Below are 18,022 nucleotides of genomic sequence, written 5' to 3'. Positions count from 1 at the left end.
CGGCTGGGCATGGGACGCGGCGGCGCCGCGCGGCATGAAGGTTGCTTGCCTGCACACGGCAAGGGGACGACGCTGCGAGCGTCGCCCGTTCCAGCAGAACATGTCGGGAGACAACCATGCAACATACCGTGATTGGTTTATTCGACACTTACATGCAGGCCGAAACCGCCCGCGACACGCTCGTGCAAACCGGCTTTGCGCGCGAGAAAATCGAGTTGCAGGCGAACGCCGAACCTTCGGTTGGCTCGGCCACCAGCGAAGTCGCCAACGCGGGCGTGCTCGCGAATATCGAGCGCTTTCTTGCCAGCCTGTTCTCGACCGGGCCGCGCCCATCGGACACCGCGCGTTATGCCGAGGCGATGCGGCGCGGCGCGGTGCTCGTGTGCGTCCACGCGGCAAGCGAGTCGCATGCGGAGCTGGCGCGCAATACGCTCGTGCGGCTCGGCGCGACGGATATCGGCGACCGCCCGCCCGAGGCGGACACGCCGGCCGCCACCGACCGCGACCACTCGATACTCGATGAGCTGGGCATCGGCGCGGTGATGCCGGGAACGCCGCGCACGTCGAGCGTAACGACCGAGGCGGGTGCGACGCCCGGGATGCGCGACACCACTGCGACACCGGGGGCGGCGGGCGTGAGTTCGAGCAGCGGCGCAGCGGGTGCGGCGGCCATGACCGAATCGACCGGAATCGCCGGCGCGACGGGCGCCACTTCGGCGACCGGTACGACCGCACCCGACACCATGCCCCCTCCCGCCACCCCGCGCCCTGATCCGCTGACCGCCATGCCGCCGGCGGACATCGGCGCCGCCGCCAAGCCGTTCGCGCCGCCGCCGATCAGCGAACGGCCGCTGAGCGATCCGGTCAACGAACCCATCGTCGATCCGCTCGCCGGCGATGCGGGACGCCGCGCGATCGCCGCCGGCTCGGTACCAGGTTCGGGCGCGGTGATGCAGCCGTCCGACATCGTCCCAGAAGGCGGGCAGCCGGGCACCGGTCCCGGCGCGCAGATGCCGAACGAATATCTGGAGTACGAAGAAGATTTCCGCGCGCACTACGACGAGCAGTACGCCGCCGCGAACGCGCGCTACGAAGACTATGTGCCGGCCTATCGCTACGGCGCGGAGATCGCTCGCGACGCGCGATTCCGCAATCGTCCGTGGGATGAGATCGAGCCCGAAGCACGCCGCCATTGGGAAACCACGTCGCCGGACAACACGTGGGAGCGCTTCAAGCTCGCGGTGCGTCACGGCTGGGAGCGGGTGACCGGCCATCACCACGTGTAGGCGATGCGCCGAGCGACACGAGCGCGGCCGCCTTACGCGGCGCGCGCTGTGTTCGCGTTGCTTCGGCGGATGGTCAGGACGCGGTCAGCGGCGCTAAGGCTCGGCTACACCGCCCCGTGCCGCTTGATCCACGTGACGTAGCGGTCCATGAACGTCTGCAGGAACTTGCGCGTGCCGTCGTTGACGATCTCGCCTTTTTCGTTGATCACCGCTGGATCGTGCTTGATGAACACCTCGGGCTGCCCCATCGCCGCGACGTCGAGATAGGCGAGCACGTTGCGCAGATGCTGCTGAGCGAGCGCGCTACCGGTCGCACCGACCGAGGTGCCGAGCACCGCGCCGGGCTTGTTGGCCCACGAGTTGGTGCCCCACGGCCGCGAGCCCCAGTCGAGCGCGTTTTTCAGCACGCCCGGTATCGAGCGGTTGTATTCGGGCGTCACGAACAGCAGACCGTCCGCGGCTTGCACGCGCGCCTTGAGCTTCTTGCCGGCTTCGGGATAGTCGGCGTCGTAGTCCTGGGAGTACAGCGGCAAGGAGCCGATATCGATGTATTCGAAGGTGAAATCGGCTGGAGCGAGGGAAATCACCGCCTGAGCCAGCTGACGATTGAACGAATCTCGCCGCAGGCTGCCGACGACCACTGCAATGTGATAGGCCATGTTCGCTTCCTCGGGTAAGGCGCTCGACGCGCAGAGAGTACGAACTGTCCATCATAGGCAAAAGCCGCGCGAAACGCCCAGGCCCTGGCGGATTTGGCCAGCTCATAGCGGATCGGGAAGGATTCTTGCGGCACCTGTCGGTGGATAACCTCGCGGCTCGAAAAGTTATCCACAGATTCGCTGAATAACCTTGTGGATAAGTGGAACTTTTGCCTTGCCAATCAAGCATGCCTTCGGGCCAGGGCGATCTGAGGCAAATGGGACACCATCGACATTCTGGAGGACCGGATCATGAGTCTCGACTATGCAGGAAAATCCCACGACGAAGCGGTCGCCGCGCGCAAGAAGGCGCGGCAGCGCGCGCAGGAGCCGGCGGGCGGCGAGATGGCCGTCGACGGCGTCGAAGCCGACGCCACGCATAGCTGCGGCGAGTTGTCGGAGCGAGGCAAACAGGTGTGGCGCACGGGCGCCGGACTCGATGGCGGAGGGAAGGCGCCGAGCCGCTAGGACTCTCGCGGGTTGTCCGTCGGCCGTGGCTAGAAGGGGCCGCTTGACGCCGCCGTATTCCCATGCAGGCCGAATGCTGAATACTGGAATACGAAAGGGCGCCGTTGCCGGCGCCCTTTTCTCATGCTTCCTTGCTGCGTATTTCGACGTGCCGGTCAGTTGCCAAAAAATACGTTGCAGTACGACGCCGGGCCGTTGCAGGTCGAAGCCGGAGCGTCGGCGTGAGCGACACCCGAAGCCGCTGCGAACAGCGCGGCCGAAGCGATCAGGGCGGAGAAAATGCGTTTCATGGTATGCGTCCTCGTTTGTTTGTTGGTTGCGCGATCTGATGCGATCGATGGCGTGAAGAATAGCGAGGGAGCCCGCGTCCACAAACAGCGAAGATGAGAAGACATTATTTTATAAATTGAAATAATCGCTATTGCGTGGTCGCGTTGAATTGGTGGTCGACCGCGACGCATTGATCGGCCCGTATGGCGATCCGACCGCCTTGTCGCGCAGGCTCGAAATATCATTTCTTGCAACAATTAATTTCCGGTGTCATAAGCGGCCGCGCCGCGCGACGAAGCTCCTCGGGCATCGATTGCCAAGGGGCATATGTTCAATACCGATTCGCTAGGGCAGGAACGTGAGGGAGAATGGCGCACGCATCCGCAAACCGTGCGAGGACGACCATCCGCTCATGAATCACGACGTTTCAGGACGACACGCGCAGGGCAGCGCGCGGCCGACAGCGCAGCGACGGAGCATGCCGTGACGCAGCCAGGCGCTCCCTCGCTGGACGATCCCATCTATCTCGCGCAATTGCGGCGTGACCTCGTGCGCTTCGCCCGTCTGCAATTGCGCGACGCCGCGGCCGCCGAGGACGCCGTGCAGGAAGCGCTGACCGCCGCGTGGACTCAGGCCACGCGTTTCGCCGCGCAGTCGGAGCACAAGACCTGGGTGTTCGGCATCCTGCGCCATAAGCTCGTCGACACGCTGCGCGCGCGCCAGCGCACGGTCAATCTGTCGGCGCTCGAAGCCGAACTCGACGGCGAGGCGCTGCTTGATCGCGAGCTCTTCAAGGACAACGGCCACTGGTCGCGCGAGACCAAACCGCGTCCGTGGCCGACACCCGAAACTGCATTGCGCCAGCAGCAATTCTGGACGCTGTTCGAGATGTGCCTCGAGCATTTGCCCGAGCACATTGGACGCGTGTTCATGATGCGGGAGTTTCTCGACCTCGACATCGCGGCGATCTGCGCCGAACTGCAGATCAACGCGAATCATTGCAGCGTGCTGATCTATCGCGCGCGGCTGCGGCTGCGCACGTGCCTGAGCGAAAAAGGCCTATCCAGCGAGGATGCGAATGGGGAAATGTAAGGACATCACGCGGCTGCTATCCGATGCGCTCGACCGCTCCCTGTCGACTGGCGAATGGCTCGCGATCCGCCTGCATCTGCCGACCTGCAGCGGGTGCCGGAACTATCGCAAACAGATCCGCCTGCTGCGGGTCGCCGCGCATGTGGCGAGCGGAGCGGCGAGCGTGGATGGAGCGGTGAGCGGCGGCGAGTGATTTGCCGCTTTGCAACACCGTAGTTCAGCGCTCGCCGATCGGCACGTCGCGATAGCGTTCGAAAAAGCGAGCATGCGATGCTTCATCGCTGTGCGCGCGTCAATACGCGGCCCAAATGGGTGAGGCTGTCGCGCGCGCCGTGCTCACGTCAACGCGCTCCACAGCACGAGCGTCAACGCGAGACCGACGACCGATACGATCGTCTGCAAGACCGACCACACCAGCACAGTCTGTTTAAGCTGGAGTCCGAAATATTCGCGGACCATCCAGAAGCCGGCGTCGTTCACATGGCAGAAGAACACCGAGCCGGCGTCGATCGCGAGCGCCATCAGCGAATTGTGCGTCGCGCCGAGGCCCGCGACGACCGGCGCGACGATGCCGGCCGTCGTCGTCGTGGCGACCGTCGCCGAGCCGGTGGCCTGACGCAGCGCGACGGCGAGCAACCAGGCGAGCAAGATCAGCGGCATATGCGCCCCGACCGCGATCTTGCCGATCGTCGCGCTGATGCCCGCTGCGACGAGCGCCTGCTTCAGGGCCGCCGCCCGCGCCGATCGTCAGCAACAGCGCGGCGATCGGCGGCAGGCTTTTGCGCAGAATGCCCCCGACGCGCTCGCGCGCCATGCCGCGCGACCAGCCGAGCGCGACCACCGCGAACAGCACGGTGAGGCCCAGCGCGATCAGCGGCTCGCCAAGAAAATTCAGCGTATCGAAGAGCAACGTTTCGGGCTCGAGCAGCAGCTTCGCGACCGTGCGGCCGAGCATCAGAATGACGGGCAGCAGGATCGTGATCAGAGAGATCGCGAAGCCCGGCGGCTCGAAGCCGTTCTGCTCGGCGGTGAACAGCTTGCCCATTTCTTCAGGCTCGACGACGTGCATGCGTTTCGACAGCCAGATGCCATACAGCAAACCGGCGAGGACCACCGCGGGAAGCGCCACGATCAGGCCGAGGCCCAACGTCAAGCCGAGATCGGCGTGCAACGCGCTCACCGCGATCAGCGGACCCGGATGCGGCGGCAGCAGCGCATGCAGCGTCGTCATACCGGCGAGCGCGGGAATCGCGATGCGCAGAATCGGCTGCTGCGCGCGACGCGCCATGACGAAGATGATCGGCACCATCATCACGAGGCCGACTTCGAAGAACAGCGGCAGGCCGATGAGCAGCGCGACGACGGCCATCATCCACGGCAGCGTGCGCGGGGTCGAGTGCGCGAGGATCGTCGACACGAGCCGGTCGGCGGCGCCCGATTCGGCCATCAACGCACCGAGCATCGCGCCGGCGCCTTTGCTGAACGCGCTCGCGACTGCTTCGAGCGGCAGGCCGGCCGTGAAGCCCGCCGCGAAGGTGCCGACCAGGATCGACAGGAACGGCGCGAGCTTGAGCATGCCGATGAAGATGATGATCGGTGCTAGTCCAAGCGCGCACGACAGGATCAGTTGGGTGTCGTGGGCGGCCCACGGTGTCAGTGTTGTCGTTACAGGCACGGCGGCTTTTTCCTCTCTTCGTTTGCAGTCGATCGATGCAGCCGCGAGCTGGTGGTCGCGGGCGCTTGTTTTGCCGGTCGATGGTAGCGGGAGGGGACAGGTTGGGCTTTGGGCAATGCTTCGCTACTGCCGCATGATTTGCTTATGCGAATTTATCGGTTCGTCCAGGCTCGCAGACGAATTATCGTCGGAGCCAATCGGACCATCTTTTGGCGTCCGTTAAATTCTTTTTCGACGAGTATTCTCATGTCCCGTGATTCGGTGCTGACGCGCCGTACGTTTCTGGCCGGCGTAGGCGCAACGCTGGCCGCCGCCGCGTTGCCGGTCTTCTCCGCCGCCGCATTTGCCGCCGATGAACATGCAAAAGAACTTCGCATCGGATATCAGAAAGCCGCGAGCACCCTGGTATTGCTGAAGGCGCACGGCACGCTCGAAAAGCGGCTTGCGCCACTCGGCATCACGGTCAAATGGACCGAGTTTCCGGCTGGGCCGCAATTGCTGGAAGGGCTGAACGTCGGCGCGATCGATTTCGGCTATGTGGGCGAAGCGCCGCCCGTGTTCGCGCAGGCCGCCGGTGCCAATTTCGTCTACACGGCGTATGAAATTCCGACGCCGCACGCCGAAGGCATCCTCGTGCATCCGGACGCGCCAATCAAAACCTTGGCCGATTTGAAGGGAAAGAAGATTGCGCTGAACAAGGGCTCGGATGTGCACTGGTTTCTCGTCGCCGCGTTGCAGAAGAACGGCGTGAAGTTCAGCGAGATCCAACCCGTGTATCTGCCGCCCGCCGATGCACGCGCGGCCTTCGAGCGCGGTGCGGTCGATGCGTGGGCGATCTGGGATCCGTTCCTCGAAGCCGCCAGGCGGCAAACGAACGCGCGGCAGCTCGCCGATGCCGAGGGTATCGTGAGTCACCACCAGTTCTTTCTGAGCGCGCGGCCCTTCGCGCAACAGAACGGCGACGTCCTTGCGATCGTGATCGATGATGTCGGCAAGGAAGGGGAGTGGGTGCGCGGCCATTACAGCGAGGCCGCCGCCCAACTCGCGCCAATTCAAGGGCTCGACGCGAGCGTGATCGAATCAGGCTTGCGGCATTACGCGCATATCTACAAGCCCGTCGACGCGAACGTGCTTGCGGAACAACAGCGCATCGCGGATACGTTCACCGAACTGCATCTGATCCCGACGAAGATCGTGACCAAGGATGCCGCGCTGTCCGGCAAAGCGTAGCGCAGCAGTTCGAGTCCGCATTGCCCACATCGTTTTACTTCGACGGTCGCGCGATCAGCCGAAAAGCGCGGCGACATTTTCCGGCGGGCGGCCGATGACAGCCCGTCCGTTTCTGACGACGATCGGTCGTTGCAACAGAATCGGATGCTTCGCCAATGCTTCATAGAGCTGGGCGTCCGTCAGCGCCGTGTCGGCAAGATTGAGCTCTTTATATTCAGCCTCGGTGTCGCGGATCATTTCGCGGACGGGACAGCCGAGTTGAGCATTGAGCTTCTCAAGCTCTGCGACGGTGAGTGGCTTCTTCAGATATTCGACGATTTCCGTCGCTTCGTTTGCGGAGTTGTAGGTGTTCGCGACGAGTTCGCAGGTGGTGCGAGATTTGGAGCAGCGCGGGTTGTGGTAGATGGTGATCATGGCTGGATTCGGGGCTTACGCCGTTGAAGGTTGCTGCGACGGTTAGAACGATTCGGGAATTTTAGCGGGTGACTTGATGACGTGGCGCGGGATGACTGCGCGGCATCCGCGTTGTTTGAACCATCGGCGAGGTGGGTCGGTTTATGCGCATAAACCGACGCTGCCTTCGAGGCGAGTGGGAATCGTTTAATACTGGCACCCTGAGTTCTAGTCGCACCTGAGATTTGCTCGCGCGGGCGCGATTCAAACGACAACCTATATCCCCCGCTGATGAGGCGCCGGATGCACGTTTGCCGCTTGCCGCCATGTCTGGGCAGAATCGGCGTCGGACGAATTCATGACGAATGGTCCCTCCGGGCCAATTGGCACGCGAACTTTATGCGCATAAAGTCTGGCACCTCTCACCCCTTTGGTCGCTCAGATGCGTGCGCTCCTTTTCTCTACACATCAGCCCGAAAACCGCGAACAGTCACCGACGACTGTGCACGCAGTGCGCGAGCACTCGTTACTTTCCCTTTGCCGCCGCCGGACAGCGATCAGCAACGCTTAAGCCCCAGTCCACGCTTGCCCTGATATCCCGCAAGACCCCGGACACGCGTCCGATGCCTCTTTATGCGCATAAACCCTTTGCCGAATGGCCAATTTCCGAACTGCGCTTACGCAAATCATTTGAAATCGCAATTCAACCAGGTAAAATCCATTTGCGTCTAAAAAGAGGAGGTGAAATTTGGCGGCAGAAATCATCGCGGTAACACAGCAGAAAGGCGGGGTCGGGAAGAGCACCATCGCGATGCATCTCGGCGCTGCATTTCACGAGAAAGGCAAACGCGTTCTCGTCGTCGACGCGGATGGCCAAAACACTCTGATTCACTGGGCCAGTGCTGCCTCCGACGGCGACATCGGTATTCCATTCGCCGTCGTCAACCTGTCCGAAGCAGGCAGCCAGATCCATCGCGAGATCAAGAAGTTCGTGGCTGACTACGACATCATCGTCGTCGACTGCCCGCCCTCCATCACCGAAAAAGTCTCGGGCGTCGTTCTGCTCGCGGCGAGCGTCGCGGTAATCCCAACTTCCTCGTCCCCAGCCGATTACTGGTCGAGCATCGGCCTCGTCAAGCTGGTCCAGCAAGCGCAGGTCATGAACGAAGACCTGCGAGCGGTGTTCCTGCTCAACAAGACTGAAGAGAAACGGATGCTGACGCGCGAACTGAAGCGCGCGCTCGAAGAACTCGGCTTCCCTCTCCTCAAGACCCAGATTCCCACGCGCGAAGCCTACAAGCAGGCAATGGCGTTAGGGCAAACGGTGCTTCAGATGAACGACCGCGGCGCGAAGCTCGCCGCGCTCGAAGTACGGGCGTGCGCCAACGAGATCGCCGCCTTGCTCCCGTGAATTTATGCGCATAAAGGACCCTGAATGAAACCGTCCCAGTTCGCCAAAGGCTTTCAAGCACGTCCTGACACGACCAGCAGCGAAAAGCGCACCGCGCTCGACCGGCTGAATGCGATCGACGGCCTGGTCAGAAACGAGGCGAAAACTCCCACGATCGCCGGGCGTCCGATTCCGGCCGTCTTGCCGTCGCGTCTGCAGGACGCGGAGATTCCTGATCCGGACAACGAATCGGCAGCCTACCGCGCTTGGAGGCTCGAGCACGGCTATCGTCCCGGCCAGATCATCGAACTGGCGCTCAAGACGATCAAGCCGAGCCCGTTCAATCCACGGTACTTCTATGTGAAGTCGTCGATTGCGGAGCTTGCCGTCAATCTGGCGAAGCAGGGGCAGCAGCAGGCGATTCACGTCATTCCCGACTATGACAACCCTGGCACCTACTTCGTCAGTGACGGCGGCAGACGGGTGCGTGCGCTGAAAGAAGCGAACAAGGAGTCGGTGAAAGCGATCGTCATCGATCTGCCGATCGGCATCCAGAGCTACAAGCTCGGTTACGACCTCAACGTGCAGCGCGACTCGCAGACGGTGTTCGACAACGCGGTCGTGTGGCGACGCTTTCTCGACGAGCGGCATTTCCAGAGCCAGAAGGAACTGGCCGAACATCTCGGCCTCGACGAATCGACGGTCGCAGTCGCGCTGTCCATCGCCAAACTCCCGGAAACCGTGATGCAGGAGATGGTCGCGCGCCCTGACCGCTTCGGCTCGAACATGGCGTATCAGGTGGGCCGCTACCATTCGGCTCGCGGCGCGGAGGCGACACTGCGACTGATCAACCGGATCCTTTCCGACGATCTGAGCACACGCCAGGTCGCCGACATCGTCAAAGGCCGAGCGACCTCGCAGGAAAGCGTCAAACCGGCGGGCCGGCAGCGCTACGCGCAACGTCTGGAAATCAAGCTTGGTGGTGTGTCGGTCGGCGATCTGAAGTCGTATGGGGACGACCGGCTCGAGTTGCGCCTGAAAGGCCTCACGCGTGAAAAGCGCGACGACATCCTGCGGCAGATCGAGAAGATGCTGAAGTAAGACGTGAGGGCGGTGCGCATGCACCGCAGCCTGGATTTCAAAGGCAGTTATCGACCCATCAGGCCGCGCGCGACTGGCTCAGCGTAAAGGCGAGCAGGTCGCCGTCGGTCGGTTCGCCCCAGGTCCTGCGCGCGAGCCAGTCGAAGAACGCCGTTTCGACGATCTTCGAGTCGAGCCCGCGACGCCGCCAGTCGTCGCGCATGTGCGTGCCGAGCCCCGGCAATTCATCTTCCTCGAACGACTGTCGCGCGATATCGCGCTCCGACTCGCCCTGTTCGTTGTACAACTCGTAGGCCTGCTTGCGACGGTAAGCCGAGTATTCACCGAGCAGACGCGCCTTCAGATCGTCGGCCGGCGACGCCGCGGCCTTGCTGGTGCCGCCACCCGCGGGCAGCGCCTCGACCGGCGGCGCATAGCCTTTCTTCAACGCATCCTTGAACAGCGCCGGCGCACTGCGCACCGGCGGCAGTGACGTGCTGCGCATACGCTGCTCGGTCATCTGCAGCGCCGCGCGGATCCGGTTCTCCTCGCTGTCCGCATAAAGCGTCTGCGCCTCCTTGAGCGGAATGCCGATCTTCACCATCCGGTCGACCAGCGTGCTGTCGAACACGTTCGGATGTTCGTCGAGCGCGAGCATCGGCTGCTTGCGCTCGGTCACGCGGAACTGGATTTCAGCGACGCGCCGACCCTCGCGATGCTCGATCAGCTCGACAAAAATGTTCGTGACCGCGTTGACCTCGGCGATGGCCGGGCGCAGGTAGTCGCGCTTGAAATACTTGTACTCGCGCTTCGCCTCGTCGCCGGCTTCAGTGTCCGGCGTGCCCGACAGAATCGGCCGCCACCATTCCCAGGTCTCGCGCATCGTCAGGTGGCTGGGGTTGGTCAGGTAGCGCACGCAGATCTCGTAGAGTGCGAGGCCCGCGCTGCTGCGCAGCTGGCTCTGGAACTGCAGACTCAGCCGCGCATACTGAACCGGATCGAGCAGTTTCTTCTTGATCTTCGGCGCAAACGAAAACTCGACCCAGACGCGACGCGTGGTCGGATCTTCGAGAATTTCCGCGTCCGCGATCAGCGTCGAAATACCCCATTTGCGGCCAGGCTTCTGACTCGACGTGCCGGTGCTCCACTCGACCTGCACCGACACCATGCGGCGCAGATGCTCCTTGACGAGCGCGGTGTCATTGGAATCGAACGCGGAATTGGCGACGATGTCGGACAGCAGCGCCCGATAGGTGTCGCCCGACTCATCCGCTTGCTGGGCCACTGCGAGTAACACGTTAAAAAGCTTGCGCGTGAGCAGCGTGATCTTGCCGCTCTTGGGCTGGATCGCGATCGCCTCGACGGCTTTGCGCAGCTCAGCCGAGCTCGGGCTGACAACATCGGTCTTTTTCGCGCGCTTCGTGGCCATGCGTCGAGGTGAGGAGGGGATTTCGCGAGAGCATACCGGCTGTGGTGATACGCGTCTATAGCGCCCATCTCACCATTGCCGGTGAAGCGAGTTTACGAAGCGCAACTCACCTCGAGCAACTCCCGAAAACCCTCACCTCGTGTGCGTGCCGCCAGGATCGGGCTCTCCTTGCCGGTCGCGGCGTCTGCGAATCCGGCTTGTTTCGCCGCGTGCGGCAACGGGGAGCATGTGATCCCGAATCTTCTCACCTCAAAAATTTTCGCGGATTTTTTCGAGAACCTCGTGTAAACGGATGGCGTCCGGGGCGGCTGATGACTTCGTCGTGCGGCCTCGCGATCGTTTCGTCGACCGTCGCGTGCTGCCGGCCGACGCACAGTCCCGGATCGATAGATGGAATGCCCGCACGGTATTGGGCCCGCAACGCGGCGCGGGCCAGCGACGGGCGCCCCGTCAGCCCTGTTGTCGGTGCATCAAGCTTCCTATCGCCGGGCGCGCCATTCGACTGCTTGGTACCTCCGCTGACAATTCAGCCCTCACTACCGAGAACCTGCCGGAGTTAATCACCTGTTTCGACTTCGAGCCTGGTCCGAAGCCGCCGAAAAAGGGGAGATTCAACCACAGGCAAATCCTCACCGCTCCAATGCTCCCGAAAAACCTCACCGTAGCACCGCAGAACGGCACAACACGACACGCGCTCATGCCGCGCCAGTACCGCATTTCCCCAATGCAACCTCCTGAAAAGCGTCACCTTTCACCTTTACGGAGGCCCCGGCGCCCCCTCCCAAAGAACTCCTGAAAACTCTCACCTTTGCTGGAGGACAGGAAAAAAATCAATGATTTCCGTGACTTGCGATAATCCCATCTAGCGCTCGAACCATCGGTGTTCCCGTAAAATCTCACCTTAAGCCAGTTTTTCGCACCGCAGCACTTTTCATTGCGTCCCCGCGGACCTCCCGAAAAGACTCACCTTTGCAATCAGAGACCAGGTATACCGACGCTCGCAAATTGCCATCCGCCGGGCATCTCCGGCCGATAGCCCGCGTTTCAGTCCCGAATCTCCTCACCTTAACGCGCAAAACCCTATCCAGACCTTCCCGAAAAGCCTCACCTTTGACGGAATCGCCGGCCAAATCGGCTCGCGGATCTAGCTGATCAGCCAGTTCCCCGAATCCCCTCACCTTTCCAATCGCCAGCGGTTCCCGCCGACCAGTCTTTCGGGCAATCGATGCGTCGAATTCCATCCTGGCTCCCGTAAAACCTCACCTCAGCAGTATCGATGCTCAAAAAGAAAGCAAAACTGGACCCCGCGCCCCGAAAAATCTCACCTTCGTTTTCCGTTTTCTCCCGCTACGGCTCACCAAAGCGGTTAACCACCCCAAAAAACCGGCAAAAAACCATGCTCGCGAGCCTCCCGAAAGCCCTCACCTTGCTCAGACCAAACCGAACAGACACTTTCGAGGGGTGTCGGGCGCTTCGCGGCCGCGAAGTCCCGCAAAACCTCACCTTTGCCCAAACCCCACGTATACGGCGGTTCCTGAACCCGCTCACGTTCCGTCCCGGAGCCGCTCACCGAGCTTCCCGAACCCCATCACTCGAGTTTCCCGCAGACCCTCACCAAGTCTCCCGCAAAGCTTCACCTTGCTGGCCTGAAAGCCCCGCCAGATAAGGGTTTGCCGAGTCGTTAACGTCTTTAACAAGGGTTCAAAGGTGTTTATTTTTATTACTCTCAAGCCTTACACCCGCGAGCCCCGTGAAACACAGGCCCACCACCCCGCGCCCATTGCCGATCAATCGTGAAACAGTGCGCGATCATGCGAAAATCAAATAAAATTCTTCTAATACAATGGCTTATTAGCTATTCTTCGTTTTGTTTCACGGAGAAAAACGGCAGGCGCGTGTTTACTATCGCAATTTGCACGCAAAAGCCTGTCGGTATACGCCAATCCGTTCGCCACCGATAAATCGGTAGCAAACACTACGTAAATTGTTATGATCCATCCAATTCGAGCCACATCGAGGTAAACATGAATCTGGATCAGGAGCGGCAAGCCATTCGCGACGAGCTTGAATCGATGCGTGCGCAGGGCGTGCGCCGCCAGGATCTGTCGCTGCATGCATGCAAACGGCTTTTTTTCGATCTCGGCATCCGGCCATCGATGGCGGCCGTGCGCGATCTCACGCAAACCGGCAGCGCGAGCGACATCCCGAAGGACATCGATCATTTCTGGGAGCGCATCCGCAGCGTGTCGCGGGTCAAGGTCGGAGCGGGCGCGATACCAAAGGCACTGGAAGATCGCGCCGGCGAACTGCTGGGCGCGCTATTCGAAGAAGCGGTCGTGCAGGCCAAAGCGTCGCTCGATGGCGAACGCGAAGAGATCCGCGCGCAGATCAGCGCCGCCGATCTACGCGTACGCGAGGCGGAAATTCGTCGGGATGCGGCCGACGACGCCATCAGGCGCAGCGAAGCGCGCGCCGAAGCCGCGTGGGAGCGGGTTCGCGCACTTGAAACCCAGTTATCGAGCGCGACTACGCACGGCAGCGTTCACCTCGAAGGCATGCAGGCAACCACGCGCCGGCTCGACCAGGAGAACGAGGCGCTGCGGCAACGGCTCGAAAACGAACAGACTGCCAATGCTGCGTTGCGGGACCGGATCGACGCGTTGCACGTCGAATTGCGGCAAAGCACGGAGCACTATGCACAGCAGATCAAGGATGCGGTGGCCGAAGCCGAGCGGCGCGTCAAGCCGATGCTGGTCGAACTCGACTCGCTGCGTAGCATGGCCGCGACGTATCAGTCCGGCGTGCGTGATGCGAGCCGCAAGGAATTCGAGTTCATTCAGCAGATTGCCGCCGCCAAGGCGCGCGCCGATCGGCTCGACGCGCAGCTGCGCGAGCAGTCGGACGAAGTCGACGCGCTGACGAAAGAAGTCGCCACCCTGCGTGGCCAGCAGGGCATCGATCCGGCCATCGCGGTACTGCTGTGCTCGCTGGTTACTGAGGGGCGGCTCACGAGCAAAGAGTTGAGCATGATCGGCACCGCGGCTGACGGCCACGTGACGCTGCCCGCGAGATGCCCGAAATGCGAGGAAGGTGAGCCGGAGCTGTCGCAGGTCGATCACCGTTTCGAACTGTTGTGCCCGGAATGCGAGCACTCTTCCGGCCTCGGCGAATCGAGGCTCGCGGCGGTGAACCAGTTCCTGTCGAACGATGGCGCCACCGCGCCGTCGTCCCGCTCCGTCCACGCGATACGTTAACCAGAGGCGCAGAGGCGGCCAATCCAACGGGAAAAACGTCAAAGGTGAGGAAATTCGGGACCGCAACGGTGAGGTTCTTCAGGGTTCGCCGGCTCCCGTTTCCCTCGTCAAACGCCCGTCACGGCGGGGCTCGGCCAACGGTGCCGCAGCAGGATCCGGCTCCTCTGTCGCGGGCGAATCCTGCTGATCAATCCAGGTTTGCCACGCGCGATATAGCCGGTTCGCGGACACCGCCTGCACGAAGCCGAGCCATTGACCGACCTGTTCGGCCTCTACCTCGCTTTCGAAAAGCTCCGCCGCAAACGTGTTGCGCAAGGTCTGCGGACTCGCGCGCGATTGGCGCGACGTGGCAATCCCCGCTGCATCGACGAGCGCATCCACCGCGCGCAGCATCGTGGCCTTATGCATCGGCCTGCCCGACGGCGACGCGGGAAACACAAGCTTGCCGGCCAGCTGCGTCAGCCGGCGTTCGGCTAGCCAGGCGTCGAGAATCGCCGTTGCGAACGGCGCGAGTCGCGTGCGCCGCGTCAGCACTGGATTCGCGGACTCGATCGTGACCCACGGCGAGCCCTCTCTCACGCAACTAACCGTAAGCGCTCCCGCTTCGCCCGTCTTCAGTCCTGCGCCCAGAAACACCGCGATCAATGCGCGATCGCGTCGCTCTCTCCAGCGCTGCGCGGTCGACAACGCCGGCAACGGCGCGAACAGCCGCGCGATCAACGCAGTGCGTTCCGCATGCGTGAGAAACCCGGTCGGCTCATTGTCGCGCGCATTGCGCCACGCGGCTTCCCCGTCCTGAGCGATGAAACGAGCCGGATTGGTCGACGCCGATTCGATCTCGCGCACGTGATCGAGCACGCGCTCGATAAGCCGCAAATAGCGGATCCGCTGCGTTCTGCGAATCTCGAGGCTGGCGACGAATTCGGCGATCGCGGGCGTGTCGACCGTCGCGAGGCTTTGTTGCCGCGCGCCGAGCCAATCGAGAAACTGCCCCCACTGCGCCTGATAGACCAACGCCGAAGAGCGACGGAAGTGCTGCTTCGCGAGCCACGCATCGAACGCGACCTGCGGGTCGCGACGCCAGTCTTCGCGTTGCTGATCGAACAGATCGGTAGAGGGCGCGGGACGGGGAACGGGGTCGGACAGATGAGGAGGTGACATGGGCAATCCTTCCGTTAGTTGCACCGTTTGGTCCGCGTATTGTAGGCGCTGAGCGCCGCAAGGCCGACCGCGAGGAATGGAAGAGGATTCGAGCCATCCCGACGTGGTGCCGCCATTAGCCGCCCCACGCCCGGGCGCGCTTTAAGGGCGCATCGGCCGGCCGTGGCAGCGCCGCCCGGCGCGCCGCTTGCCGCGCCGCTTCTTCGTACGCATTGACGGCAAACGCAAAAACGGCTGGCAATGCGTTGGAGGTGCCGAAATCCACGCCGTCATCGGTTTCTGGATAAGGCAGATCGGACGGGCGCTGGAACAGCCCGAGCATCAGCGCGTCGTGCCGGCTGGCAAAACCGAGATCGGCCAGCGCCTCGGCTTCGATGGCATGGAGCAGACGCCACGTGAGCGGCACCTGCCTGACGATGTAGCGCGCGGCGATGCTGCGCACGATATGTTCGAGATCGCGCGCGGCGGTCTGGAAGCGCAGCGCGGCGAGAGTTTGATCGGTAGGGTCGGCTTTCAGGTTGTTCATTCTCGGCTCCAATCGACACCCGATACTGTACAAACATACAGTACCAGGCGCAACCTGGCCGAACGGCCTAACCGTGAATCACGACCAGCAGCGCTTTCGCCTCGCTCTTGCCGACGTTGCGGATCGCATGCGGAACATCCGCGACGTAGCGCGCGGTGTCCGCGACCTTGAGCCGCTTCGTCGCGCCGGCCGCCTCGATTTCGATCGAGCCGTGCAGCACGGTCAGATGCTCGCGCGTGCCTGGCTCGTGCGCGTTCGACACGAGAGCCCCGCCTGGCTGCAGCGTCAACTCGTACCACTCGAACTTGCCGGCCAGCTCGATCGGTCCCCACACACGCAACTGGTATTTCGCTTCGTGACCGCTTAGCGTAGGAATATCGCGCGGTCCGGAAACGGCAATTGCCTCAGGCGACTTCGGCGGCGCAAACAGCGAATCGAGACTTACGCCGAGCGCATTGGTCAGCCGCCATGCAACCGCGATCGTCGGATTGGCCTTGTCGCGCTCGATTTCCGAGAGCATCGATTTCGACACGCCGGCCGCGCGCGACAGATCATCGAGCGTCATGCGCCGCTCGGCGCGCAGCCGTTGAATCTGTTCGCCGACGCGCGGCGGCGCCGCAATCGCCGCGCTCGGCGGTAATGCCGCGCTGGCGGAGGTGGGCGCCGCATTGGACGCGGTGCGGCGTGTACCCGAACTTGCCATTTCCTGACCCATCGTTTAGAGTTGTTCGATATACCGGATTTTAGTTCGGAAAAACGAAAATATCCGATAAAGCTGACAACCGACTATAACAGGCCGCCCTTCCCGCGCGCATGCGAATGCGGGCGCCATCTCTCTCAGGAGTCCCGTTCATGCGTGACCAATACCTTGCCCATTTGCGCGGCACCCTCGACCAGATCCGCGCCGACGGCTTCTACAAGAGCGAGCGCGTGATCGCGAGTCCGCAGTCGGCTGACGTGCGTCTTGCCGACGGCAGCGACGTGCTGAACTTCTGCGCAAACAACTATCTCGGTCTCGCCGACGACACGCGGCTGATCGAAGCCGCCAAGCAAGGCCTCGACAGCGACGGCTTCGGGATGGCGTCGGTGCGCTTCATCTGCGGCACGCAAACCGTGCACAAGCAACTCGAAGCGGCGCTCGCCGCGTTCCTGCAAACCGACGACTGCATTCTCTACTCGAGCTGCTTCGACGCGAACGGCGGCCTGTTCGAAACGCTGCTCGACGAAAACGACGCGATCATCAGCGACGAGCTGAATCACGCGAGCATCATCGACGGTGTGCGGCTGTCCAAGGCGAAGCGTTTTCGCTACAGGAACAACGACCTCGGCGAACTCGAAGCGCGCCTGCAGGAAGCCGATGCGGCGGGCGCGCGCTTCAAACTGATCGCGACCGACGGCGTGTTCTCGATGGACGGCATCATCGCGAACCTCGCCGGCATCTGCGATCTGGCCGACAGGTACGGCGCATTGGTGATGGTCGACGACTCGCACGCCGTCGGCTTCATCGGTGAACACGGTCGCGGCACGCCCGAGCATTGCGCAGTGATGGCGCGCGTCGACATCATTACTGGCACGCTCGGCAAGGCGCTCGGCGGCGCATCGGGCGGCTACGTCGCGGCGCGCAAGGAAGTCGTCGAACTGTTGCGGCAGCGCTCCCGCCCGTATCTGTTCTCGAACACGCTGACGCCGAGCATCGCGGCGGCGTCGCTGAAGGTACTCGAATTGCTCGCCAGCGATGAAGGGGCGCTGCTGCGCGCACGCGTGCGCGAAAACGGCGCGCATTTCCGCCGCGCGATGAGCGCGCTCGGCTTCACGCTCGTGCCGGGCGAACATCCGATCATTCCGGTGATGCTCGGCGACGCGCAACTCGCGGGAAAGATGGCCGATGCGCTGCTGAAGCAAGGCGTCTACGTGATTGGTTTTTCGTTCCCGGTGGTGCCGCGTGGCCGCGCGCGCATCCGCACGCAGATGAGCGCCGCGCACACGCCGGAGCAGATCGACCGTGCCGTCGAGGCGTTCGCGCGCGTCGGCCGCGAGCTCGGCGTCATCACCACGTGATCGCCGCGTGAT

16 protein-coding genes and 1 pseudogene are annotated in these 18,022 nt (G+C 62.7%); 9 read left to right on the top strand and 8 right to left on the bottom strand.

What is annotated here, in order from left to right; all coding sequences use genetic code 11:
* The first annotated feature begins 116 nt into the window (after positions 1-116).
* Positions 117-1,286 (top strand): hypothetical protein, encoded by a 1,170-nt coding sequence (locus F6X37_RS19840; RefSeq protein ID WP_187612491.1) that lies wholly within the window; start codon positions 117-119, stop codon positions 1,284-1,286.
* Between the two features lie 104 nt (positions 1,287-1,390).
* On the opposite strand, the gene F6X37_RS19835 is transcribed toward F6X37_RS19840, so the two are convergent.
* On the bottom strand, positions 1,391-1,945 hold the full coding sequence (locus F6X37_RS19835; RefSeq protein ID WP_187612490.1) for an NADPH-dependent FMN reductase: 555 nt from the start codon (positions 1,943-1,945) through the stop codon (positions 1,391-1,393).
* A 291-nt stretch (positions 1,946-2,236) separates the two neighbouring features.
* Between F6X37_RS19835 and F6X37_RS19830 the strand changes: the two genes are divergently transcribed.
* On the top strand, positions 2,237-2,452 hold the full coding sequence (locus tag F6X37_RS19830; protein ID WP_026226445.1) for a hypothetical protein: 216 nt from the start codon (positions 2,237-2,239) through the stop codon (positions 2,450-2,452).
* A 155-nt stretch (positions 2,453-2,607) separates the two neighbouring features.
* Here the strand turns inward: F6X37_RS19830 and F6X37_RS36990 are convergent, their stop codons facing one another.
* Positions 2,608-2,742 carry a hypothetical protein gene (locus tag F6X37_RS36990; RefSeq protein WP_018424013.1) on the bottom strand — a complete coding sequence of 45 codons (135 nt, stop codon included), beginning with the start codon at positions 2,740-2,742 and terminating at the stop codon, positions 2,608-2,610.
* A 463-nt stretch (positions 2,743-3,205) separates the two neighbouring features.
* Here F6X37_RS36990 and F6X37_RS19825 point away from each other — a divergent pair, with 463 nt between their 5' ends.
* Together F6X37_RS19825 and F6X37_RS19820 are read left to right on the top strand one after the other, a co-directional pair.
* Positions 3,206-3,814: an RNA polymerase factor sigma-70 gene (locus F6X37_RS19825; protein ID WP_184052738.1), complete on the top strand. Its 609-nt coding sequence runs from the start codon at positions 3,206-3,208 to the stop codon at positions 3,812-3,814.
* Entirely contained in the window at positions 3,795-4,007 is a 213-nt protein-coding gene (locus tag F6X37_RS19820) for a zf-HC2 domain-containing protein (RefSeq protein WP_187612489.1), read from the top strand. The genes F6X37_RS19825 and F6X37_RS19820 overlap by 20 nt, the downstream gene beginning before the upstream one ends.
* 143 nt (positions 4,008-4,150) lie before the next feature.
* Here the strand turns inward: F6X37_RS19820 and F6X37_RS19815 are convergent.
* Positions 4,151-5,489: pseudogene (locus tag F6X37_RS19815) on the bottom strand (gluconate:H+ symporter).
* 246 nt (positions 5,490-5,735) lie between these two features.
* Between F6X37_RS19815 and F6X37_RS19810 the strand changes: the two are divergent.
* A complete protein-coding gene (locus F6X37_RS19810) occupies positions 5,736-6,719 on the top strand; it encodes a sulfonate ABC transporter substrate-binding protein (RefSeq protein ID WP_187612488.1) in 984 nt (327 codons plus the stop codon).
* Between the two features lie 54 nt (positions 6,720-6,773).
* Here F6X37_RS19810 and arsC read toward each other — a convergent pair whose 3' ends face one another.
* On the bottom strand, positions 6,774-7,133 hold the full coding sequence (arsC, locus tag F6X37_RS19805; RefSeq protein ID WP_187612487.1) for an arsenate reductase (glutaredoxin): 360 nt from the start codon (positions 7,131-7,133) through the stop codon (positions 6,774-6,776).
* 727 nt (positions 7,134-7,860) lie between these two features.
* Here arsC and parA point away from each other — a divergent pair.
* Together parA and F6X37_RS19795 are read left to right on the top strand one after the other, a co-directional pair.
* Positions 7,861-8,523: a ParA family partition ATPase gene (gene parA, locus F6X37_RS19800; protein ID WP_013092840.1), complete on the top strand. Its 663-nt coding sequence runs from the start codon at positions 7,861-7,863 to the stop codon at positions 8,521-8,523.
* 24 nt (positions 8,524-8,547) lie between these two features.
* A complete protein-coding gene (locus tag F6X37_RS19795; RefSeq protein WP_187612486.1) occupies positions 8,548-9,603 on the top strand; it encodes a ParB/RepB/Spo0J family partition protein in 1,056 nt (351 codons plus the stop codon).
* Between the two features lie 58 nt (positions 9,604-9,661).
* Here F6X37_RS19795 and F6X37_RS19790 read toward each other — a convergent pair whose 3' ends face one another.
* Entirely contained in the window at positions 9,662-11,011 is a 1,350-nt protein-coding gene (locus tag F6X37_RS19790) for a replication initiation protein (protein ID WP_184057688.1), read from the bottom strand.
* 2,024 nt (positions 11,012-13,035) lie between these two features.
* Here F6X37_RS19790 and F6X37_RS19785 point away from each other — a divergent pair.
* Positions 13,036-14,265, top strand: coding sequence for a DNA-binding protein (locus F6X37_RS19785; RefSeq protein ID WP_187612485.1), 1,230 nt, complete (start codon positions 13,036-13,038; stop codon positions 14,263-14,265).
* A gap of 78 nt (positions 14,266-14,343) precedes the next feature.
* On the opposite strand, the gene F6X37_RS19780 is transcribed toward F6X37_RS19785, so the two are convergent.
* The 3 genes from F6X37_RS19780 to F6X37_RS19770 all read right to left on the bottom strand — a co-directional run bounded on the left by F6X37_RS19780 (position 14,344) and on the right by F6X37_RS19770 (position 16,667).
* A complete protein-coding gene (locus F6X37_RS19780; RefSeq protein ID WP_187612484.1) occupies positions 14,344-15,426 on the bottom strand; it encodes a tyrosine-type recombinase/integrase in 1,083 nt (360 codons plus the stop codon).
* 115 nt (positions 15,427-15,541) lie between these two features.
* Complete coding sequence (locus F6X37_RS19775) at positions 15,542-15,952, bottom strand: DUF2471 family protein (RefSeq protein WP_187612483.1); 411 nt, start codon at positions 15,950-15,952, stop codon at positions 15,542-15,544.
* A gap of 67 nt (positions 15,953-16,019) precedes the next feature.
* Positions 16,020-16,667 carry a helix-turn-helix domain-containing protein gene (locus F6X37_RS19770; RefSeq protein ID WP_184052720.1) on the bottom strand — a complete coding sequence of 216 codons (648 nt, stop codon included), beginning with the start codon at positions 16,665-16,667 and terminating at the stop codon, positions 16,020-16,022.
* Between the two features lie 137 nt (positions 16,668-16,804).
* Between F6X37_RS19770 and F6X37_RS19765 the strand changes: the two genes are divergently transcribed.
* Positions 16,805-18,010 (top strand): glycine C-acetyltransferase, encoded by a 1,206-nt coding sequence (locus F6X37_RS19765; protein ID WP_187612482.1) that lies wholly within the window; start codon positions 16,805-16,807, stop codon positions 18,008-18,010.
* The last annotated feature ends 12 nt before the right edge of the window (positions 18,011-18,022 follow it).

Source organism: Paraburkholderia sp. 31.1 (assembly GCF_014397645.1).
Lineage (GTDB): Bacteria > Pseudomonadota > Gammaproteobacteria > Burkholderiales > Burkholderiaceae > Paraburkholderia > Paraburkholderia tuberum.
This window is presented reverse-complemented; position numbering and strand designations above follow the sequence as displayed.